Origin of the sequence: Arthrobacter sp. Soil764, assembly GCF_001428075.1 — a bacterium.
Taxonomy (GTDB): Bacteria; Actinomycetota; Actinomycetes; order Actinomycetales; family Micrococcaceae; genus Arthrobacter.
This window is the reverse complement of record NZ_LMSI01000014.1, coordinates 1-20,128: the sequence shown is the minus strand read 5'-3', so window position 1 is coordinate 20,128 and position 20,128 is coordinate 1. Positions and strand designations below refer to the sequence as shown.

Annotated in this window: 18 protein-coding genes and 1 pseudogene; 11 read left to right on the top strand and 8 right to left on the bottom strand. The window is 66.1% G+C overall.

Annotated elements, in window-relative coordinates; genetic code table 11:
• Positions 1-134 (top strand): annotated as a pseudogene (locus ASG86_RS20650) (lipoyl synthase); the annotation flags it as partial.
• 100 nt (positions 135-234) lie between these two features.
• Here ASG86_RS20650 and ASG86_RS09575 read toward each other — a convergent pair.
• From ASG86_RS09575 to ASG86_RS09565, 3 genes are all read right to left on the bottom strand, one after another.
• Entirely contained in the window at positions 235-2,580 is a 2,346-nt protein-coding gene (locus ASG86_RS09575; protein WP_056333131.1) for a glycoside hydrolase family 65 protein, read from the bottom strand.
• A 126-nt stretch (positions 2,581-2,706) separates the two neighbouring features.
• A complete protein-coding gene (locus ASG86_RS09570) occupies positions 2,707-3,444 on the bottom strand; it encodes an HAD family hydrolase (protein WP_056333133.1) in 738 nt (245 codons plus the stop codon).
• Between the two features lie 199 nt (positions 3,445-3,643).
• The gene (locus ASG86_RS09565) at positions 3,644-4,261 is read right to left on the bottom strand and encodes an alpha/beta hydrolase (RefSeq protein WP_056333128.1); all 618 of its coding nucleotides are present in this window, start codon (positions 4,259-4,261) and stop codon (positions 3,644-3,646) included.
• 163 nt (positions 4,262-4,424) lie between these two features.
• Between ASG86_RS09565 and ASG86_RS09560 the strand changes: the two genes are divergently transcribed.
• The 5 genes from ASG86_RS09560 (at position 4,425) to ASG86_RS09540 (ending at position 9,243) form a co-directional block, all read left to right on the top strand.
• Positions 4,425-4,682 carry a DUF6458 family protein gene (locus ASG86_RS09560; protein ID WP_056333125.1) on the top strand — a complete coding sequence of 86 codons (258 nt, stop codon included), beginning with the start codon at positions 4,425-4,427 and terminating at the stop codon, positions 4,680-4,682.
• Positions 4,683-4,952: 270 nt separating this feature from the next.
• The gene (locus ASG86_RS09555; RefSeq protein ID WP_056333123.1) at positions 4,953-5,759 is read left to right on the top strand and encodes a DeoR/GlpR family DNA-binding transcription regulator; all 807 of its coding nucleotides are present in this window, start codon (positions 4,953-4,955) and stop codon (positions 5,757-5,759) included.
• A complete protein-coding gene (locus ASG86_RS09550; RefSeq protein WP_056333120.1) occupies positions 5,756-6,781 on the top strand; it encodes a 1-phosphofructokinase family hexose kinase in 1,026 nt (341 codons plus the stop codon). Before ASG86_RS09555 ends, ASG86_RS09550 begins: the two co-directional genes overlap by 4 nt.
• Positions 6,782-6,783: 2 nt before the next feature.
• A complete protein-coding gene (locus ASG86_RS09545; protein ID WP_056333118.1) occupies positions 6,784-8,898 on the top strand; it encodes a PTS fructose transporter subunit IIABC in 2,115 nt (704 codons plus the stop codon).
• A gap of 66 nt (positions 8,899-8,964) precedes the next feature.
• Entirely contained in the window at positions 8,965-9,243 is a 279-nt protein-coding gene (locus ASG86_RS09540) for an HPr family phosphocarrier protein (RefSeq protein WP_056333115.1), read from the top strand.
• Between the two features lie 184 nt (positions 9,244-9,427).
• On the opposite strand, the gene ASG86_RS09535 is transcribed toward ASG86_RS09540, so the two are convergent.
• The 3 genes from ASG86_RS09535 to ku all read right to left on the bottom strand — a co-directional run bounded on the left by ASG86_RS09535 (position 9,428) and on the right by ku (position 11,965).
• Positions 9,428-9,859, bottom strand: a complete 432-nt coding sequence (locus tag ASG86_RS09535; protein WP_056333112.1) for an SRPBCC domain-containing protein — start codon at positions 9,857-9,859, stop codon at positions 9,428-9,430.
• Positions 9,860-9,862: 3 nt separating this feature from the next.
• Positions 9,863-10,705, bottom strand: a complete 843-nt coding sequence (locus ASG86_RS09530; RefSeq protein WP_056333110.1) for a class I SAM-dependent methyltransferase — start codon at positions 10,703-10,705, stop codon at positions 9,863-9,865.
• A gap of 129 nt (positions 10,706-10,834) precedes the next feature.
• The gene (ku, locus tag ASG86_RS09525) at positions 10,835-11,965 is read right to left on the bottom strand and encodes a non-homologous end joining protein Ku (protein ID WP_056333107.1); all 1,131 of its coding nucleotides are present in this window, start codon (positions 11,963-11,965) and stop codon (positions 10,835-10,837) included.
• A gap of 40 nt (positions 11,966-12,005) precedes the next feature.
• Here ku and ASG86_RS09520 point away from each other — a divergent pair, with 40 nt between their 5' ends.
• On the top strand, positions 12,006-14,564 hold the full coding sequence (locus tag ASG86_RS09520; RefSeq protein WP_056333103.1) for an ATP-dependent DNA ligase: 2,559 nt from the start codon (positions 12,006-12,008) through the stop codon (positions 14,562-14,564).
• A 102-nt stretch (positions 14,565-14,666) separates the two neighbouring features.
• On the opposite strand, the gene ASG86_RS09515 is transcribed toward ASG86_RS09520, so the two are convergent.
• On the bottom strand, positions 14,667-14,924 hold the full coding sequence (locus ASG86_RS09515) for a hypothetical protein (RefSeq protein ID WP_056333102.1): 258 nt from the start codon (positions 14,922-14,924) through the stop codon (positions 14,667-14,669).
• Between the two features lie 436 nt (positions 14,925-15,360).
• Between ASG86_RS09515 and ASG86_RS09510 the strand changes: the two genes are divergently transcribed.
• Entirely contained in the window at positions 15,361-16,950 is a 1,590-nt protein-coding gene (locus tag ASG86_RS09510) for an MFS transporter (protein ID WP_056333099.1), read from the top strand.
• A 212-nt stretch (positions 16,951-17,162) separates the two neighbouring features.
• Positions 17,163-18,278 carry an FUSC family protein gene (locus ASG86_RS09505; RefSeq protein ID WP_056333096.1) on the top strand — a complete coding sequence of 372 codons (1,116 nt, stop codon included), beginning with the start codon at positions 17,163-17,165 and terminating at the stop codon, positions 18,276-18,278.
• Here ASG86_RS09505 and ASG86_RS09500 read toward each other — a convergent pair.
• Positions 18,246-19,019 carry an SDR family NAD(P)-dependent oxidoreductase gene (locus ASG86_RS09500; RefSeq protein WP_056333094.1) on the bottom strand — a complete coding sequence of 258 codons (774 nt, stop codon included), beginning with the start codon at positions 19,017-19,019 and terminating at the stop codon, positions 18,246-18,248. The genes ASG86_RS09505 and ASG86_RS09500 overlap by 33 nt on opposite strands.
• A gap of 169 nt (positions 19,020-19,188) precedes the next feature.
• On the opposite strand from ASG86_RS09500, the gene ASG86_RS09495 reads away from it, so the two are divergent.
• The gene (locus tag ASG86_RS09495) at positions 19,189-19,527 is read left to right on the top strand and encodes a hypothetical protein (RefSeq protein WP_156386167.1); all 339 of its coding nucleotides are present in this window, start codon (positions 19,189-19,191) and stop codon (positions 19,525-19,527) included.
• A 172-nt stretch (positions 19,528-19,699) separates the two neighbouring features.
• Entirely contained in the window at positions 19,700-20,026 is a 327-nt protein-coding gene (locus tag ASG86_RS09490) for a hypothetical protein (protein WP_056333089.1), read from the top strand.
• The last annotated feature ends 102 nt before the right edge of the window (positions 20,027-20,128 follow it).

Here is a 20,128-nt window from a genome sequence, read left to right as displayed (position 1 = left end):
GCGCCGGCCGCCTCTGGGCCACCGCCATGCGCAAAAAAGGCCGCGACATCCCCGCCGAACTCGCCCACATCGCCGACGGCATCCAGGACTCCGGCACCACCCGCCAGGAAGCCGCCACCCTCCTCGCCGGGTAGAGGCAGCGGAATGCACGACGACGGCAGGAGCCTAAGGCGGGGCCGGCAGACGTACCTGCCGGCCCGCCGTCGGACGCGTCCTCCCAGCCTGGCAAAGAGCTCAGCTGTTGCCGCGCACCACCGGGATGCTCGCCGTCGGCAGCCCGCTCGGGAACACCGTGGGCTCCGGCTCCGGGATACGTTCCAGGTGGACCTGCACCGGCTGGCCCTCCACGGTGACCCGCTGGCCGCGGACGTCGAGCTCGAGCGGCGCGCCCTCCTGGACGGTGAGCGTGATGGCATCTGCGGAAAGCCGGACCAGCAGCAGGCGGCCGCGGATCTTCAGGTGGAAGGCAAGTCCGTCCCACTCCGACGGAAGACGGGGATCGAAGAACGGGACGGGGCCCTGGTCACGCAGCCCCGCAAAGCCGCAGACCAACGAACTCCATACGCCCCCGGTGGAGGCGATGTGCACGCCGTCGATGGTGTTGCCGTGCGTGTCATCCAGGTCGATGAAAACGGCGTTGGTGAAGTGGTCCAGGGCTTCCTTGGAATAGCCCACCTCGGCCGCCATGATCCCCTGGACACAGGCTGAGAGGGTGGAGTCGCCGGTGGTGATGGGATCGTAGAAATCGAAGGCGCGCTGCTTCTCCTCCGCCGTGAAATCCTGCCACTGCAGGAACATGGCCAGGACGGTGTCCGCCTGCTTCAGGACCTGGTGGCGGTAGATCACCAGCGGGTGGAAGTGCAGGAGCAAGGGGTATTTGGACCGCGGCGTGGTCCAGTCCCAGGCCTCCAGGGTCATGAAGTCGTTGTCCTGGGAGTGCACCTGCATCCGCTCGTCGTACGGCAGCTGCATCCGGCTGGCGGCCGCCTCCCACAGCTGCCGTTCCTCGTGCGTGATTTCGGCGTGCTCAAGCGCGGCGGCCGCCCGCAGGTTGAAGCGGGCCATCACGTTGGTGTACAGGTTGTCGTTCACCACGGCGGTGTATTCATCCGGGCCTGTGACGCCATGGATGTGGAAGAGCCCGTCCTTGCCGAAGAAGCCCAGCGAGATCCACATCCGGGCCGTCTCGATCAACAGCTCGGCGCCCATTCCCTCCCGGAAGGCAGAGTCGCCGGTGGCCCAGAGGTACCTGTTGGTCGCAAAGGCGATCGCGGCCGCGATGTGGAACTGGGCAGTGCCGGCAGCGTAGTAGGCACTGGCCTCGAGCCCGTTGATGGTCCGCCACGGGAACAGGGCGCCGTCAACGCTCAGCTCCTTGGCCCGGATCTTGGCCTCGGGAAGCATGCCGTGGCGGAACTCCAGGACCTGGCGGGCGCCGTCGGGATTCGTGTAGGTAAGGTACGGCAGCAGGTACACTTCCTGGTCCCAGAAGTAGTGCCCCTCGTAGCCCGAGCCCGTCACACCTTTGGCGGGGATGCCGGCAACATCGGCCCGTGCTGTTGCCTGCGCCAGCTGGAACAGGTTCCACCGGATGGCCTGCTGCAGTCCGGGCCGGCCGCCCGCAACCTGAATGTCCGACGTAGCCCAGTAGCTGCGGAAGTGGGCCTCGCTCTCGGCAAAGATCTCGTTCACGGGGCGAAGGTTCTCTTCCGCCACCGCGGCTGCGTCCACGTCCGGCTCCTGCACGGTGCGGCCGGCCGCGTAGCTGACGCTCTTTTCCAGCCGGAACGGCTCACCGGCATCCACGGCCAGGACGTACCGGACGCTGCTGTCGTCCTGGTCCACCAGGGTCTCGAATGGCTGGTGCCCGGCGGAGGTCCAGTGGTCCACCGCGATCCCCACGCGCTGCTTGGATTCGGATGCCTCCCAGGACAGGCGCAGGGAGCCGTCGCCGCCGTCAAGCCGCAGCGGCAGCAGCACCCGCCCGGCGTGGCGGCCTGCGCGGCGCGGATCATGCACGGAATGGTCCTCCACCGGCTGGTCCTGGCGGTTGATGACGGAGGAGATGACGTCCAGGGAGACCTGGCGGTCCGTGGCGACTTCGAGGGAAATGCCAAGGCTGCCGCGGGAGGCGAAGCCCACAGCCCGCCGTTCCGTGGTGGTCACCGTGGCGCCGGACCGGCACTGCCAGGTGATGCGGCATTCATAGATGCCGGTGCAGAAGTCGACGGTGCGCCGGTAGTCCAGGACCTCGGATTCGGCCAGGCTGAGGCTTTCGCCGTCCACCACCACCGTGAAGTTGTTGGCATCCGGGATGTACAGGATGCGCTGGCCCGTCCGGGCGAACCCAAACGCGTTTTCCGCGTGCTTGATGTCCCAGATTTCATGCAGCCCGTTGATGAAACTCCCGGGCAGTTCGGCATCGGCCGCGGCCCAATGGGCACCCCGGATGCCAAGGTGGCCGTTTCCCAGCGCAAACAGGGTCTCGAGCGTTCCCGCGTTCTCGGTTTCGTAGCGCGTTTCAACGAGTTGCCAGGGGGTGTCGGGGAACCGTTCGCGGTCCGCGGAGATGAGTGCCATGGTCGGGGTCCTTTTGGCGTTGCCGTGCTGCCGGGCGGGCCGGCACGGTGTATTCGGGGGAAGAGCGGTACTGGGGATGGTGCTGCCGGGGAAGCAGCCGGGTTGCCCGGGGGAAGGCAACGGGGTTTAGGGGATGAGTTCCTGAAGGTCGTTGACCACCAGGGTGGCTCCGGCGTCGAGCAGCGTCTGCCGGCCGGCACCACGGTCCACGCCAATGACCGAATGGAACGATCCCGCGTGTCCGGCCTGGACACCGGAGACGGCGTCTTCCACCACCACGCACCCTGAGCTGGACAGGTCCAGCAGCTTGGCCGCATATTCGTAGGTCGCCGGGCTTGGCTTGCCGGGAAGGCCCTGCTCCGCGGCCACCACCCCGTCCACGACGACGGCGAAGTGGCGGCTGAGTCCGGCGGCCGCCAGGACGGCGGGGGCGTTGCGTGAGGAGGAGACGACGGCGACCTTGAGTCCGCGCTCCAGCGCGGCTTGGAGGAAGCGCACCGAGCCTTCGAACGGTTCCACGCCGGCGCTCACGATGTGGTTGAAGATCGCGTTCTTCCGGTTGCCGAGGCCCTGGACGGTGTCGTTGGCGGGGTCGTCATCCAGCGGGCCTTCCGGCAGCGTGAGCCCTCGGGAGGACAGGAAGTCGCGTACTCCGTCGAAGCGGGGCTTGCCGTCGATATGGTCGAAGTAGTCGCTTTCGCTGTAACCGGCGACGCCCGGCTGCGAGGCAAGGTAACCGTCGAACAGTTCCTGCCAGGCACGCTCATGCACGGTGGCCGTCGGCGTGAGCACCCCGTCCAGGTCAAACAGGATTGCTGCCGCGCCGGTCCAGGCGGCGGTATCAGCTGCAGTTTGTTGTGTCATCGGCAGTGCGGTGTCCTCTCGGTTTACGGACTGCCGGTCCTGCCGGGGCGGCCTGCAGGAGGTGCTGCTGGCGCGGCATGCGCACAGCATCGCTTCCTGTCCGCCCACTGCAGGACCGACTATGGCCGTAGACGAGTGTAAGCGCTTGCAAATTTGACTTGCAAATGTTTTTTTGGCCGTCTTAACAACCGCCTGGGGGTCAGCCCAGCACGTAGTGGCGAAGGAAGGCGCTGACGTCCACCATTTCGGCCTTGGACATGGCATGACCCATCCCCGGGTACGTCCGGGCCGTCAGCTGCGTGTTCCTTTCAAGCCATTCGGCGGTATACACAACTGCGTCCTCGTTGATCACCAGATCCGCCTTGTCCCGGCCCCAGAAGAACGGCGGCTTGGCTTCGAAGGAGTCCATCACGGAGAGGAGCTCGTTGTTGAGCACGAAGCCGGACAGTCCCACGACGGCCTTGTAGTGGTCAGGGTGCAGCCTCAGGAGGGTGCTGGCCATGGCCATGCCCTGGGAGTACCCCATCAGGCTGACACTGGCGTGCTGGTCCTTGACCGAGTTGATCCAGGCCTGCACCGCATTGGCGGCGGAGATGACGTCCGCGAAGTCGTTGGCCAGGAAGTAGTCCAGGAGGAACCACCCCCAGTGGTCGCCGATGGGCATGGGGGCGCGCAGGGCGGCGAAAGTAAACTCCTGCGGCAGGTACTCGAAAAGCCGCACCATCCGCGACTCGTCCGTCCCGTAGCCATGCATCATCACCAGCAAAGGCGTCCCGGCGCGTTGGCCTTCGGGCTTGGACCACACAACTGTTTCCACTTGACCAGCCTAAACGCCGGGCGCTCCGCCCGGCCGGGTCATTGAATCCGGTATCGCCGCGGGGTAGCGTGGCGCTTAACAGACAGCAGGCTTAGCTTTGGCAATGTACGCAGGTCCCGTAACGCCCAACAAGCGCCGCAAACGCGGCCATAAGGAGCAAGTCATGAGAATCGGCTCGTCAATCTTCCTCATCGCCCTCGGCGCCATCCTCGCCTGGGCCGTTGCTCCCGGTTTGATCCCGTTCGTGGACCAGCAGTTGGTGGGCTACATCCTCATGGCCGTGGGCGTGATTGGACTGATCGCTTCGCTCATCCTCGCCTCCCCCGGCCGGAGCCGCCGCGTGAGCGAGTCCCGCTCCGTGGTGGATCCCAATACCGGCGAGCGCATCACCCGCCATGAAAGCCGCGACGGCGGCGTCTGACCAAGGCGTAAACGGGGACGGGGATCCCGGAGGACCATCGGTGAAAACCCGGAAAGCCGGGCTGGACAGAACCTGTCCGGCCCGGCTTTCGCTTTCCCCCGGACAGGACCACGAGGAGCAACATTTTGTTTCATGTTGGTTTCCATTGACAAACCAACAGAACCAAAGATAAAGTCAAGTAACTCAACATCGGTGTGATGCCAGTCACGCCGAAGCCCAATGAACCAACCGGGCAGCCCGAAACACCAGGACCTACGCAACGGAGGGTACGTGTTCGCCGAAGAGCGCCAGCAGAAGATTGCCGAGCTTGTAGCCGGCAGTGGCAGGGTCAGCGTGACCCTGCTGGCTGAGCGCTTCAGCATCACCACTGAAACAGTCCGCAGGGATCTTGCCGCCCTGGAAAACGCGGGCACCGTCCGCCGCGTCCACGGCGGTGCGGTGGCAGCGGACCGCTTCAGCACCACCGAGGAAAGCATCACCGAACGGGCCATCCAGCGGCCCGACCAAAAGATCCGCATCGCTGAAGCCGCCCTTGCCCTCATCCCCCGGAACTCGCCCGCCAGTGTCCTCATGGACGGCGGCACCACCACCGAAGTGCTGGCTGAGATGCTGGCGCGGCGCACCGCCGTCGAACCCTCCGACGGGAACGGACCCCACCACGAACTGGTGGTCATCACGCACGCCGTACCCATCGCCAGCAAGCTCTCCAACGTTCCCGGCATTGCCCTGCAGATCCTGGGCGGCCGGGTCCGCGGCATCACCCAGGTGGCCGTGGGGCAGGCGACCGTGAGCGCCGCCGCCCGCATCCGCCCGGACATAGCGTTCATTGGCACCAATGGCATCCACGCCACATTTGGCGTCAGCACTCCCGATCCTGAAGAAGCCGCCGTCAAGGCAGCCTTCGTCCAGTCGGCACGCCGCATTGTGGTGCTGGCCGACTCCTCCAAGCTGGACACGGAAACCCTGGTCCAGTTCGCCTCCCTGAAAGATCTGGACACCTTGATCACAGACAGTGAACCCGGACCTGAACTCGCCGCCGCCCTGGAAGATGCCGGCGTAGACGTGGTGGTCGCATGATCGTCACCTTCACGGCCAACCCCAGCCTTGACCGCACCGTGGCCCTCCCCGGACAACTGCAGCGCGGTGAGGTGCAGCGCGCCGTCTCCGTCCGCCAGGAATCCGGCGGCAAGGGCGTCAACGTCTCCCGCGCCCTGGTGGCGTCCGGCCTGGAGTCGCTTGCCGTCCTTCCCGGGTCGGACAGCGATCCTGTCCTTGCCGGCCTCCGCGAAAGCGGAGTTCCCTTCGTGTCGCTTCCCATCGATGAGCCGCTTCGCACCAACGTGGCGCTCACCGAGCCTGGCGGCGTCACCACCAAGATCAACGAACCCGGCCCCGTCCTGGCCGCCGACCAGCAGGAAGCGCTCATCAAGCTGCTGCTGGAAAGCTCCCGCGGTGCCGGTTGGGTGGTCCTTGCCGGTTCGCTGCCGCCTGGATTCCCGGAGAACTTCTACGCCACGGTGGCCCGGCGGATCCGGGAGGCGGGCAACGGCACTGCGCCGCTGATCGCGGTCGACTCCTCCGGGGCGCCCCTCGCCGCCGCTTTGACTGACGCCGGAACCCCCGACGACGGAACAGGCACCGGCGGCGGAACAACCACAGGCTCCGGGAAACCGGACCTGCTCAAGCCCAATGCCGAGGAACTGGCGGAGCTGGCCGCGGCCGCCGGTTTTACCCCGGCCTCCGGTGACGAACTGGAAGCGGACCCGGCTGCCGCCGCAGCCGCCGCAGCCGCCGTCGTCCGTTCCGGTGTGGGTGCTGTGCTGGCAACTCTCGGTTCCAAGGGAGCTGTCCTTGTAACGGCCGACGGCGCGTGGCTGGCCACGCACCCGCCGGTCGCCGCGGTCAGCACGGTCGGCGCGGGCGACTCCGCACTTGCCGGCTACCTGCTTGCCCACAGCCGGGGCGCCGCCCCGGCTGACTGCCTTCGCCAGGCGGTGGCCCATGGTGCCGCCGCTGCCTCCCTGCCGGGTTCCACTGTTCCGGCAGTAAACCAAACCACCCCGGATGCCGTAACCATCACGGCCCTTCGAAAGGATTGACAGTGACTCAGCTCATCACCACGGAACTGGTCGAGCTCGACCAGAACCTGGGCAGTGCCCCCGAAGCGGTGATCCGGCATCTGGCAAGCAAGGTAGCTGCCACCGGACGCGCCTCAGAAGTTGAAGGCCTCTTCGCCGACGCCTTCGCCCGCGAGCAGAAGACTGCCACCGGGATTCCCGGCGGCATTGCCATCCCGCACTGCCGCTCCGCCGCAGTCACCGTGCCCACCCTGGCCATGGCCCGGCTGAACCCGAAGGTGGACTTCGGCGCCAAGGACGGTCCGGCAGACCTGGTGTTCTTCATCGCCGCTCCAGACGGGGCGGACCAGGAGCACCTGAAGCTGCTGTCCAAGCTGGCCCGCTCCCTCATTAAAAAGGACTTCACCGCAGCCCTCCGCAATGCCTCCTCGGAGGAAGAAATTGTGGCACTCGTCGACGGTGCGCTGGCGGACAAGCCGGCCGCTCACGCCGCAGCCGCTCCGGCTGACACCGTCCCGGTTGGCGCGGGCGTCGGCTCGGCAGCTGCCGCTTCAGCAGGTGCCGGTGCAACTGCCATCGGTACACCCGCAGGGGCACCGGCAGGTTCTGGAGGCCGCGGCCCCAAGCGCCTCGTAGCCGTCACCGCCTGCCCCACCGGCATTGCCCACACCTACATGGCCGCCGACTCGCTCGTGGCTGCCGCCCGGGAAGTGGGCGTTGACCTGCAGGTGGAAACCCAGGGTTCCTCCGGCGCCAAGGCACTTGACCCCGCAGTCATCGCCGCGGCGGACGCCGTGATCTTCGCAGTTGACGTGGACGTGCGCGGCAAGGAGCGCTTCGCCGGCAAGCCGGTCATCAACGCGCCGGTCAAGCGCGGCATCGACGAACCGGACAAGATGGTCCAGGAGGCCCTGGCCGCGGCCGACAACCCCAACGCCCGGCGCGTCCCGCACTTCGGTGCGGAGGAACAGGCCGAGCACGAGGCCGAGGAGCGCGGCGAGCACATCGGGCAGAAGTTGAAGAAGGCCCTGCTCACCGGCGTCAGCTACATGATCCCGTTCGTCGCCGGCGGCGGCCTGCTGATCGCACTTGGCTTCCTTATGGGCGGCTACCTGATCACCAAGTACGCGGACAACATTGTGGTGCAGAACAGCCTCTTCAACCTGCCCACGGAATTCCCCGAGAATGCATGGGGTCCGCTGGGCGCCTACCTCGGCGCGGTGCTGTTCAAGATCGGTGCCCTGTCGCTTGGCTTCCTGGTTCCCGCGCTGGCCGGTTACATCGCGTACGCGATCGCTGACCGTCCCGGCATTGCCCCCGGTTTCGTCGCCGGTGCAGTGGCCGGATTCATGGGAGCCGGCTTCCTCGGCGGCATTGTCGGCGGCCTTCTGGCCGGCTACATCGCCCACGTGATCGGACGCCTGCAGGTGGCCCGCTGGCTGCGCGGCCTGATGCCCGTGGTCATCATCCCGCTGATCGCCTCCCTCGTGGCATCAGGACTGATGTTCGTCATCCTGGGCGGCCCCATCGTCGCCATCACCAACGGCCTGAACAGCTGGCTCTCCGGACTCACCGGCGCCGGCGCCATCGCCCTGGGCGTCATCCTCGGCCTCATGATGTGCTTCGACCTGGGTGGTCCGGTCAACAAGGTTGCCTACTCCTTCGCAGTCGCCGGCCTTGGCGCCGCAACCATCGACAACCAGGCACCGTGGCAGATCATGGCAGCCGTCATGGCGTCCGGCATGGTTCCGCCGCTGGCCATGGCGCTGGCCTCCACCGTCCTGAACAAGAAGGTCTTCAGCCTGGCTGAGCAGGAAAACGGCAAGGCAGCCTGGCTGCTGGGTGCCTCCTTCATCTCCGAAGGCGCCATCCCCTTCGCTGCTGCGGACCCGCTGCGCGTTATCCCCGCCAGCATGCTGGGCGGCGCGGTGACCGGAGCCATCTCGATGGCTGCCGGCGTCGGATCCAAGGCACCCCACGGCGGCCTGTTCGTCTTCTTCGCCATCGACAACTTCCTGATGTTCGTCATCTCGATCATCGTCGGCGTGGTGATCACCGCCCTCTCGGTCATCGCCCTCAAGCGCTGGGCAGTCAAGAAGACCGTTGATACGGTTGAACCGGTTCCCGTAACCGTCTGAGCCGGCATAGCCAAAAACCTCACCGGCCGCTGAACCGTCAGCGGGCCGAAAGACAAAGGAGCAACAATGCCAGAACGCACCGCAACCGTCGCCAGCCGCGTGGGCCTGCACGCCCGCCCCGCCGCCATCTTTGCGGAGGCAGCCGGCGAGTACGACCTGGACATCACCATCGCCCGTGAAGGCGAACCGGCCGATGAGGCCATGGACGCCGCCAGCATCCTGTCCCTCATGAGCCTGGGCGCCTCGCATGGCGACGTGGTGGTGCTCCGCGCCGAAGGTGCCGGAGCGGACGACGCGCTGAACCACCTGGTGCAGATCCTGGAAACAGACCACGACGCCGAGTAGCGGCCACGCTGCCTGACGGCAGCACAACGCCGGCGGCCGCCGTCGGGCTTTCCCCCTTGGGAGAAGGCCCGACGGCGGCCCCTTGGCTTTTAATTCTTAGGGCACCCAACTAAGTAGCGCTAGGTGTCGTTTTGAGCGGTCATAACGACACTTGGCGCTACCCAGTTGGGCGGGGTATCGGTGCTCAGTTGCCCTCGGCGAGTGCCTTGACGTCGGCCAGGAGCTTGTCCCACATGGCTTTGGAATGCGCGGCAGCTTCCTCGGTGGGGTTGTTGTCCTGGGCCAAGGTCAGGCGGGTGCCGCCGCCCCGGTCCTCGAGCGTCCATTCGAGGGTGTGGTAGTTTTCCGGCGCGTCCTCCTGCCCGGACAACGGACTGAAGTGGGTGTGCACCAGTTTCCGTCCCGGCTCCACCGCCAGGATTTCGCCTTTGTCCTGGTAGGCCTTCCCCTCCCACTCGCCCCGCCAAACGATGGGGCTTCCAACCTTCCAGTCCGTCTCCAGCGTGGCCCCGAACATGAACTCCTTCACGGCAGCCGGGTCCGTCATCACCTCCCACACGCGCCCGGGACTTGCGTTGATGGTGGTGGCGGATGTTGCCACATGGTCTTCCGGCACCGCTCAGGCCTTCCTCGCCGTAAAGATCAGGTACTCCCATTCCATTTGGAAGGGGACGTCGCCGTGCGCGTCGCCGTACGAGTCAGCCAGCTCCGTGAGGGCCTGGTCCAGTGCCTTGACCTTGTCCTGGTCCTCGCCAAGTGACTTGTAGACGGAGATGATGGGGCCGTAGTGGGATTTGAAGTACCTGACGAAGTCCGCCGGCTGGTGGAAGCTTTTGACGGCCAGGTTCTGCTTGCGGGTTTGGATCCCCGTAACCCTGCTGCCCAACAGTTCGCGGACATGGTCCTCGCTCCCCCACAGCGGCGCCGGCTGCGCGCCCGGCGGCGGCGGTGGAGCGAACGGCTTCAGGACGGCAAACATCCGGCCGATGAATCCTTCCGGCGTCCAGCACAGCAGCCCCACGGAGCCTCCCGGTTTGCACACCCGGAGCAGTTCGTCCGCGGCCGCCTGGTGGTGCGGTGCGAACATGACGCCAATGCAGGACATCACGACGTCGAACTCCGCATCGCCGAAAGGCAGGGCTTCGGCGTCCCCTTCCTGCCACTCCAGGCTGACGCCGCGGTTTGCGGCCTCCCGGCGCCCTGCCTCGAAAAGCTCGGGGGTGAGATCGCTGGCCACCACCTTGGCGCCCATCATTGCTGCCGGAATGGCCGCGTTGCCGGTTCCGGCAGCGACGTCCAGAACCCGCTGCCGGGACCTGATTCCGCAGGCTTCGACCAGGACGGCGCCCAGTTCCAGGAGCATCTCGTCGGCGAGGGCCGGATAATCCCCTGACGCCCACATGGCCCGGTGCTTCTTCTTGAGCTCCCGGTCCGCGTCCACTACGTCGGTCTGGTTGTCCATGTCCGTGCCCCTCTACGTGTCCGTTCAAATGAGCGGCAGCACACTGTTGGCACAGCGGAGGCTGCGATGCGACTCATTGTGGACGCGATACCGGCCGGTGTAAAGGCACGGGAGCCGCGGGCACCAGGGTCAGGCAGGCTTGCGCGCCCGGGTGGTCTTGGCAGCCGGCTTCTCTGCCGTCTTGGTACCCGTGGACTTGGCTGCCGTCGACTTTGTGTCAGTGGACTTAGTGCCTGCCGCTTTGGAAGCAGTTGCTTTGGAAGCCGTTGATTTCGCGGTGGCCGACTTGGACGCTGTTGTTTTGGAGGCGGTTGTTTTGGAAGCCGTCGATTTTGATGCGGCGGTCTCGGCCCCTGCGGCCTTGGTCCCTGCCTTGGTACCGGAAGACTTTCGCGCAGGTTTGGCCGCTTCCGCTTCCTCGTCCCCGGTGTCCGCCTCGTCGTCGGAAGTCCCGCTGGAGGCGGCCTCCCCTCCCCCGCGCTTCCTGTCCAGGCTCCGCTTGAGGGCCTCCATGAGGTCGATGACCTCGCCCTTCCCGCCCTCGCCGGCTTCGACGCCGAAGGTTTCCTCCGTGTCCAGCGATTCGCCCTGTTCGAGCTTCGCGTCGATGAGCTGGCGGAGCTGCACCTGGTACTCGTCGGTGAAGGAGGTGGGGTCGAAGTCGGCGGCCATGGATTCCACCAGGGCGGCTGACATGTCCCGCTCCTGGGAGGAGATCTTGATGGACGCATCCAGGGACGGGAAGTTGGCCTCCCGCACTTCATCGGGCCAGAGGAGGGACTGCAGTACCAACACGTCGTCCTTGATCCGCAGGGCCCCCAGCCGGGTCTTCTCCCGCAGTGCGAACTGGACGATGGCCACCCGGTCCGTGTCCTCGAGCGCGCGCCGGAGCAGCACGTAGGCCTTGGGCGACTTGGAGTCCGGTTCCAGGTAGTAGCTCTTCTCGAACATCATGGGTTCGAGCTGCTCCGACGGGACGAACTGCACCACTTCGATTTCGTGGCTGTTCTCCGCGGGGACGGACTTGAGCTCATCCTTGGACAGGACCACCGTGCGGCCGTCCTCCTCGAACGCCTTCTCGATGTCCGAGTAGTCCACCACCTCGCCGCACACCTCGCACCGGCGCTGGTAACGGATCCTGCCGCCGTCGGCATTGTGAACCTGGTGCAGACTGATGTCATGATCTTCAGTGGCGCTGTAGACCTTCACTGGCACGTTGACCAGCCCGAACGCGATGGCACCTTTCCAGATGGCTCTCATTCATACAGTCAACATCAGAGCGGGCCGGAGGTGAAGCCCCATGGCCGCCAGTAGGGAACGTGTCCGGGTTGCAGGGCGGGAACTGACCCTGACCAACCTGGACAAAATCATCTATCCGGAGACCGGCACCACCAAGGCCGACGTGTTGGCCTACTACGCCGCGGTGGCCCACGTCCTGATCCCCGCGGCGGCCAACCGTCCAGCCACCCGCAAGCGGTGGGTCAACGGGGTGGGCACCGCGGACAAGCCGGGTGAGGTGTTCTTCCAGAAGGACCTGGAGGACTCAGCCCCTGGCTGGTTGCCCCGGGCGGCGATCACCCACAAGGACCGGACCATCCACTACCCCATGGTCAACGACGCCGCCACGCTGACCTGGTTCGGCCAGATCAACTCGCTCGAAATCCATGTGCCGCAGTGGCGGGTGGATTCGCACGGGAACCAACTGAATCCGGACCGGCTGGTGCTGGACCTGGACCCCGGCGAGGGGGCCGGGCTGCCGGAATGCCGCGAGGTGGCACTCCTGGCGCGGTCCATTCTGGAGGATGTGGGCCTGGACCCCCTGCCCGTCACCAGCGGCAGCAAGGGCATCCACCTTTATGCCGCCCTGGATGGGACGCAGACCTCTGAGCAGATCTCGGCATTCGCCCGGGAACTGGCCAGGGCACTGGAGGCCGACCACCCGGACCTGGCCGTCAGCGACATGAAGAAGTCGCTGCGCAAGAGCAAGGTGCTGGTGGACTGGAGCCAGAACAACGCGGCGAAAACCACCATTGTCCCGTACTCACTGCGGGGCCGGCCCACACCGCTGGTGGCTGCACCCCGGACCTGGCGGGAAATCGAGTCTCCCCGGCTCAAGCACCTGGACTACCACGAGGTCCTGCGACGGGTGCAGGACGGCAAAGACCTTTTCGCCGCCGCCGTCAACGCTGCGGACGGTGCTGCGCCCGGCGCCGCGGAAGGCGCTCCGGATGGCGGGCCTGACAACGGGGAAGTGCCCCACGACCGTGATCCCCGCCTGGGCAAGTACCGCTCCATGCGCGATCCCAAGGCAACGCCCGAGCCGTTCGCAGGCGTGCCGGCCGGGGGCAACAGCTTCGTCATCCAGGAGCACCACGCCAGCCGGCTGCACTACGACCTCCGGCTGGAACACGAGGGCGTCCTGGTGTCGTGGGCCCTGCCCAAGGGCATTCCGGAGTCCGGTGCCAAAAACCATCTGGCGGTCCAGACCGAGGACCACCCCATGGACTACCTCACCTTCCACGGGACCATCCCCAAGGGACAGTACGGCGCGGGAGTCATGACCATCTGGGACACAGGCACCTACGAGCTGCACAAGTGGATCAACGGCAAGGAAGTCATCGTCACGCTGGCCGGCTCGGACGGCGGCGGGTTGGGCGGCACCAGGAAGATCGCGCTCATCCACACGGGGCGCGGACAGGGCAAGGACGCCGAGAGCCAGTGGCTCATCCACTTGATGGACCAGGAGCATCAAGGCGGACGACGGCGGTCCGCAGCTCCCGCGGCGACGCGGGCACCGGCAGCGCAAGCGGAAGAGCGGGAAGGGGATGACGGCGGGGTGGCGGCCGTACACGAAGCCAGCCGCAAGGAGCCGGCCGGGTCCGCCACCGCCACCGTTGCCGACCCGTTGGAGTACCAGCCGATGATGGCCACGGCCGGGGACACCGCCGACCTGCAGGGCAGCAGCTGGCAGTACGAGCTCAAATGGGACGGTGTCAGGGCCGTCCTGGTGGCGGACCGGGACCGGGTGCGGATCTTTTCCCGCAACGGCAACGACGTCACCCGTACCTATCCGGAGTTCACGGACCGCGCCTGCTGGCCGGAGCATCCGTTCGTGGCGGACGGCGAGATCATCGCCGTCGGGCCCGGTGGAAAGCCTGACTTTGGCCTGCTGCAGGGCCGGATGAAACTCACCCGGGCCACCGACGTCGCAAAAGCCCGCACCACAATCCCGGTCCAGCTGATGCTGTTCGACCTGTTGTTCCACAACGGGGAGGACCTCCGGCGCCTGCCGCTCAGCACCCGTCGGGGGCGGCTGGAGGAATTTTTCCGCCCGTCAGAATGCCCCGTGGACCTCTCCATCGTGCTGGACGAACCGGTGGAGCTCCTCCTGGAAAGCGCGCAGGAGCTTGGCCTGGAAGGGATCATGGCCAAGCGGACGGACAGCCGCTATGTGAGCGGCCAGCGGACCCGGACGTGGATCAAGCTCAAGACGGAGCAGACCCAGGAAGTGGTGGTGGGCGGCTGGCGGCCGGGAAAGGGCGGGCGGCAGGACACCGTGGGGTCGCTGCTGGTGGGAATTCCCGACGGCGGCAAACTGCAGTACGTAGGCCGCGTCGGCAGCGGCTTCAGTACCCGGGAGCTCACGGAACTGCGGCAGACGGTGGAGCGGCTAGGCCGGAAAACGTCACCCTTCCATGAGGTGCCCCGCCCCGACGCCGCCGACGCCCACTGGGTATCACCCGAGCTCGTGGGCGAGGTGACCTACAGCGAGTGGACCGGGCCAGGGAGGTTGCGGCACCCACGCTGGCGCGGCTGGCGCGTGGACAAGGACCCGTCCGAGGTGGTCCGCGAAGGGTGAAAACGCACAAATTACCTGGCGCCTGCCACATTTCGGGGGCGCCAGGTAATTTGTGCGTGTCGACGCCGACTTTATCTGCCGGCTGCGTGTTTTCGGTACCGGCTACGAGGAATGCGGCATCTGCGGCCGGCCGGTGCGGTGGACGGCGGTGACGGCCGCTTCATGCCCCATCCGGCCGTGGCCGGCAGCCCGGTCCTTAGGGTGCCGCCGCTTTCCGTAGCCGTCCGGCCAGCCGCTTTGCTGCCCCATGGGCCCGGCGCCCACCGCCGTGGGGCCCGGCGCCACGGGCGCATCCATTGCAGCCGCTATGTGGTCCGCAACCTCAGGGTTGATGTGGAACTGGTTGGACTCTTCACGCATTGTGGTTTCTTCCCTTCTTTGCTTCGTTCTTCCTTGAATCGAAACGCCAACGAAAGCGTCCGGGCGCGCGCGGACTACTGCCCGTAAAGAGGTGTGTTCATGGCTCCACAATAGGTACGCGGGGAGGTTCTGTGAACCCCTCCAGGGACGGTGGCCGGGATCACTTTCGCGGCCGTGTTCACCAAAAAACGGGTGCTGAAACCGCTCCGGACGGAAAATTTTTGGTAACGATGCCGTTGATCAGCGTGCTTCCCAGTAATGGCGCGGGAAACGGCGGCACAAAAAATTGTGGAAACCGCCCCTGAAGCGGCCCAAAAGGGCGCACTCTACGCCATCGAACTGTCGGCGCGCTACAGGCATCCCGTAAAATTGAAGGCCTGCCCAGAGCGGGGCAGCTACAAGTCGCAAGCAAATGACCTCCATAGGAGTTGCCCAAATGCCTACAGACCGAAGCAGGACCGACTCTCCAGCAGGCGCCAGGAACGCCCGCGGAACAGACCCGGCAGCCCCCGCGGCCGCCAAGAAGCCCAGGCTGCTGCCACGCCGCCGGCTCAAGGAATCCGATGTCAACGTGGTGGACCAGCCCATGCTTAAAAAGGCGCTCGGCGGAACCATCGTGGGCAACACCATGGAATGGTACGACGTAGGCGTCTTCGGCTACCTCATCACCACCATGGGCCCGGTGTTCCTACCGGAATCCGATCCCACCACCCAGACGCTGTTCCTGCTGGGAACCTTTGCCGCCACCTTCATCGCCCGCCCCCTGGGCGGCGTGATCTTCGGATGGCTGGGCGACAAGGTGGGACGCCAAAAGATCCTGGCCACCACGCTGATGATCATGGCGGCAAGCACCTTCGCCGTCGGCCTCCTGCCCGGGTACGCGCAGATCGGACTGTGGGCTGCCGCGCTGCTGGTGCTCCTCAAGGTCGTCCAGGGCTTCTCCACCGGTGGTGAGTACGCCGGTGCCACCACGTTCGTGAGCGAATACGCGGCCGACAAGCGCCGCGGCTTCTTTGCCAGCTTCCTGGACCTGGGCAGCTACCTGGGCTTCGCCATCGGCGCCGCCCTGGTCTCCGTCCTGCAACTGACGCTTGGCCAGGACACCATGGAGGACTGGGGATGGCGCATCCCGTTCCTGGTGGCAGGCCCGCTGGGCCTGATCGCCGTGTACTTCCGGAGCAAGATCGAGGAATCGCCGCAGTTCCAGGCCACCCTTGATGCCCAGGAAGAGAACGCAAAGAACGCATCCGCGTCAGACACTGCCACGGCCAAGGGACCGGTGGGAATCGTCAAGGCCTACTGGCGCCCCATCATCGTTGCCATGGTGGTGGTGGCCGCCGCCAACACGGCCGGTTACGCCCTCACCTCCTACATGCCCACCTACCTGACGGAATCCAAGGGCTACGACGAAGTCCACGGCACCCTGCTCACCATTCCGGTGCTGGTTGTCATGAGCCTGTGCATCCCGCTGACCGGCAAGCTCTCTGACCGGATCGGCCGCCGCCCCGTGCTCTGGATCGGCGCCGTGAGCACCATCGTGCTGGCTGTCCCCGCCTTCATGCTGATCGGCATCGGACAGATCTGGTCCACCCTTGCCGGACTGGCCCTGATCGCCTTCCCCGTGACGTTCTACGTTGCCAACCTGGCCTCGGCGCTGCCGGCCCAGTTCCCCACGTCCAGCCGCTACGGAGCCATGGGCATCGCCTACAACTTCGCCGTGGCCATCTTCGGCGGGACCACGCCGTTCATCGTGGCAGCCCTGATCAGCGCCACGGGCAACGACATGATGCCCGCCTACTACCTCATGGCCACTTCCCTGGTGGGCGCCATCGCCATCTACTTCCTGAAGGAATCCGCCAACCGGCCCCTGCCGGGATCCATGCCCAGCGTGGACACCCAGGCAGAGGCAAGGGAACTGGTGGCCACTCAGGACGAGAACCCGCTGATCAACCTGGACGAACTGCCGTTCGAAACCCAGGACGCCCTGGACCCCCAGGCACACCGCGGGGTTCCGGCGGGGGCCTAAACCTCCAGCCGGCCGCCCGGGCACTCTTGTAGCCCACGCTCACGGGCCCATCCCGCGTGCTTCCTTGGGGGAAGCACGCGGGATGGGCCTTTGCGTGCCTCCGGGATGTCCTATTGTGACTGCCGGCAGTATGACTCTGCCGGATGCCGGTGATACGTTCCCAAAGGCCTTCGGGCCGCGGCCGGACAACAAGACAGGACAGGTGTCGGGATATGAAGCGCGTCGTGGCACAGGTACGCGCACTCCACCGGCTGGAACCTGCCACCAACGACCACCTCGCCGCGCTTCGCGTGGCCCTCAGCGTCGCGGTCCCGTCGCTGCTCCTGCTGGCCGCCGGCCGCACGGACCTCATCATTTACGCCGTGTTCGGCGCGTTGACCGGCATGTACGGCCGTTTGGAACCGCACCAGCTGCGGCTCCGCCACCAGGGTCAGGGTGCCCTGGTGCTGCTCAGCGGCGTGTTCGTGGGGGTTACGCTGTCCGTCAACCACATCCACTCGTGGTGGCTGGTGACGGTGGAGGCCACCCTGGCCGGAGTGGGCTCGGTGTACTCGGACCGCGTAAGGCTGAAGCCGAACGGGCCCTTTTTTGGAATCCTGGCCCTGGGTGCCTGTGCCTCCGTTCCCACCGCAGTCCCTTGGTATGTGGCCATGCTCATCGCGGCGGGATCATCAGTGTTCTCGATCCTGATCGGCTTCAGCGGCTGGGTGCGGCAAAGGGCATGGGAACCCGGGGCCACCAGGAACCTGCCGCCCCGTTCGGCCGCGAGGCAGCGGGAACTGACCGTCCACGCCGCCCGGTACATACTGGCCGTGGGTGCTGCCGGAACGGTGGGTGTCCTGAGCGGCAGCGGCCACCCGCACTGGGCCATGGCCGCGGCCGCCGTACCGCTCGCCGGGGCCGACCTGCCCAGCAGTGTCCGGCGGGGCGTCCACCGCATCGTGGGGACACTCCTGGGCCTGGTGGTTACCGCCGTCGTGATCCTTCCGCGGCCCTGGGCACTGGCCGCCCTCTATCCGGCACTCCAGGAGCCGGTACACCAGGCCACTGTGCTGGCCCTCCTGGTCATCCTCTTCCAGTTCGCCACCGAACTGTTCATGACCCGGCACTACGGCCTGGCCATGGTCTGGTTTACGCCGGTCATCCTGCTGATGACGCAGCTGGCCGCCCCCACCGAACCGCAGGTCCTGATCCTTGAGCGCGCGGTGGAAACTCTGGTGGGCGCGCTGCTGGGGATCCTGGTGGTGGTGGCGGTCCGCCGGCCCGGAGCCCGCGCCCGGACCGCGCTCCCGGGCCTACTTCGGCTTCCGCGCCGGGCCCGCCATTAGCCGCGCCGGAGCCACCTTAGCCACCGCCGCCAGCACCTTGTAGCGCTTGGACGGGATGGACACCGCCTTACCTCGCTCATTGTCCGCCAGGCCTTCACGGACCACCCGCTCGGCGCGCAGCCACGTCCAGGACGGCGCCACGGACTTGTCCATCCCCATCCGGTCGTGGAACTCCGTGTGGGTAAAGCCGGGGCAGACGGCCGTGACCTTGATGCCCCGCGTGCGGTAGGCCAGGTTGGCCCACCGGCTGAAACTGACCAGCCAGGCCTTGGCCGCGGAATAGGTGCCCCGGGGCAGGAACGCGGCCACGCTTGCCACATTGATGATCCTGCCCTCCCCGCGCTCCAGCATGCCCTTCAGCGCTGCATGGGTCAGCACCATGGACGTTTCCGCGTGCAGCTTCAGGTGCTTCTTCTCCTCCGGCGCGTGGTTGTCCTCAAAGTTGTGCAGCAGCCCGATCCCTGCGTTGTTCACCAGGATCCCCACCGGCCGGGTGGTGTCTTGCAGGCGTTCGACGACGGCGGCGACGTCGTCGTCATCCGTCAGGTCTGCGGGGAGCACCTCAGCTGTAATGCCGTACCGGCGCCGGAGGTCCTCCGCTGTTTCTGCCAGCCGGGACGCGTTGCGCGCCACCAGGACCAGGTCATGCCCCTGGGCTGCAAGCTGCTTTGCGAATTCATGGCCCAGCCCTGCGCTGGCCCCGGTGACAAGTGCTGTTGTTGGGGAACTCGATGGCGTCATGCTGCAAGCCTAGCCAGAGAGTTGGCCGTGCAGTGCAGGGACTGACCTCAGTTGACGGATGGCGCTGCATGGGAAGCCGGCGCCCCTCATATGCCGGTGCGGCATGAGGTTGTGCCACTAGGCTGGTAGCTCCGGCGGCCGTCCAGGCTGCTGCCATGAAGGGGGAACCATGGAACAACAATCTGCAGCGCTTGGATTCCGCGAAGTGGACAAGGACGGAAACACCGTGCTGCCTGCACCGGACGATACCGGGACGACAGGGGCAGGCGGGCACCGGTTCGCCCCGAATCCGTTCATCGTGGTGTTGTGGGTGATGGCCGCAGCATTGATCGCCGGGGGTGTCGGGACCCTGCTGCGCGGGCCTGTGGCAATAGGGCCGCTAAGCAACGGGTTTTCATTCGACTTCGTCTTGTTCACGTTCGCCCCGCAGTTGGCTCTTGCGGGTTTCGCCACCGTGGTTTTCCTGCTGTTCTGGCATGCGTGGCACTGGCAGCGTCACCGGGCTTAGCCCTGTCTTTTCGGGCGCCGAAGCCGCTTTCGCCAGGCGTTTCACCCCATCCTGACTTGTGCATTATTTAGTAAGCATGCTTTGCTTATGGCGTAGATGAACCTCCGCAAGCAGTTCGCGGCGGGGTTGCCAACGCTGGCGGCTCCGTGAAAGAAGCCCAAGGAAGAACATAATGACCACCGCAATGGAAAACCAGCTGACGGCGTTTGGGGAACGCAGCGATGCAGCTGGCGAGCAACTCCTGACCGCCACCGTACCCGTGGACGCAGGGCTGCTGATGACCTTGAATTCACGCATGCACTGCCGCATGCCGATGCAGCTTGTGAACCACGGGGAAATGCCGGTCCGGGAGCCCGTCTACGTTGACGGAAACTCGGTGGTTGCCCTGCGGCCGGGGACCGTCCCGGAGAGCGTGGTCACCTACCGTTGCGCCTGCGGCTTCACCATTGATGACCCCAGCGCCGCCATGCCGGTCAGCGATCAGGCCCTCGCCAGCTAGGTGTATTACCCAGGGACGTTGGTGACGGTCGGCGTGGCGTGGTGACATGAAGAAAACCTCCGAGTGGAGTGGGGCTTGTCTAGAGTCCAGTTCCACAAACGG

Bases quoted from the DNA above. Each gene is read 5' to 3' on its own strand.
- ASG86_RS09560 (WP_056333125.1), top strand. From the start codon at position 4,425: ATGAGAATCGGCTCGTCAATCTTCCTCATCGCCCTCGGCGCCATCCTC.
- ASG86_RS09510 (WP_056333099.1), top strand. From the start codon at position 15,361: ATGCCTACAGACCGAAGCAGGACCGACTCTCCAGCAGGCGCCAGGAAC.
- ASG86_RS09570 (WP_056333133.1), bottom strand. From the start codon at position 3,444: ATGACACAACAAACTGCAGCTGATACCGCCGCCTGGACCGGCGCGGCA.
- ASG86_RS09515 (WP_056333102.1), bottom strand. From the start codon at position 14,924: ATGCGTGAAGAGTCCAACCAGTTCCACATCAACCCTGAGGTTGCGGAC.
- ASG86_RS09495 (WP_156386167.1), top strand. From the start codon at position 19,189: ATGGAACAACAATCTGCAGCGCTTGGATTCCGCGAAGTGGACAAGGAC.
- ASG86_RS09490 (WP_056333089.1), top strand. From the start codon at position 19,700: ATGACCACCGCAATGGAAAACCAGCTGACGGCGTTTGGGGAACGCAGC.
- ASG86_RS09520 (WP_056333103.1), top strand. From the start codon at position 12,006: ATGGCCGCCAGTAGGGAACGTGTCCGGGTTGCAGGGCGGGAACTGACC.
- ASG86_RS09505 (WP_056333096.1), top strand. From the start codon at position 17,163: ATGAAGCGCGTCGTGGCACAGGTACGCGCACTCCACCGGCTGGAACCT.
- ku (WP_056333107.1), bottom strand. From the start codon at position 11,965: ATGAGAGCCATCTGGAAAGGTGCCATCGCGTTCGGGCTGGTCAACGTG.
- ASG86_RS09540 (WP_056333115.1), top strand. From the start codon at position 8,965: ATGCCAGAACGCACCGCAACCGTCGCCAGCCGCGTGGGCCTGCACGCC.
- ASG86_RS09550 (WP_056333120.1), top strand. From the start codon at position 5,756: ATGATCGTCACCTTCACGGCCAACCCCAGCCTTGACCGCACCGTGGCC.
- ASG86_RS09575 (WP_056333131.1), bottom strand. From the start codon at position 2,580: ATGGCACTCATCTCCGCGGACCGCGAACGGTTCCCCGACACCCCCTGG.
- ASG86_RS09530 (WP_056333110.1), bottom strand. From the start codon at position 10,705: ATGGACAACCAGACCGACGTAGTGGACGCGGACCGGGAGCTCAAGAAG.
- ASG86_RS09500 (WP_056333094.1), bottom strand. From the start codon at position 19,019: ATGACGCCATCGAGTTCCCCAACAACAGCACTTGTCACCGGGGCCAGC.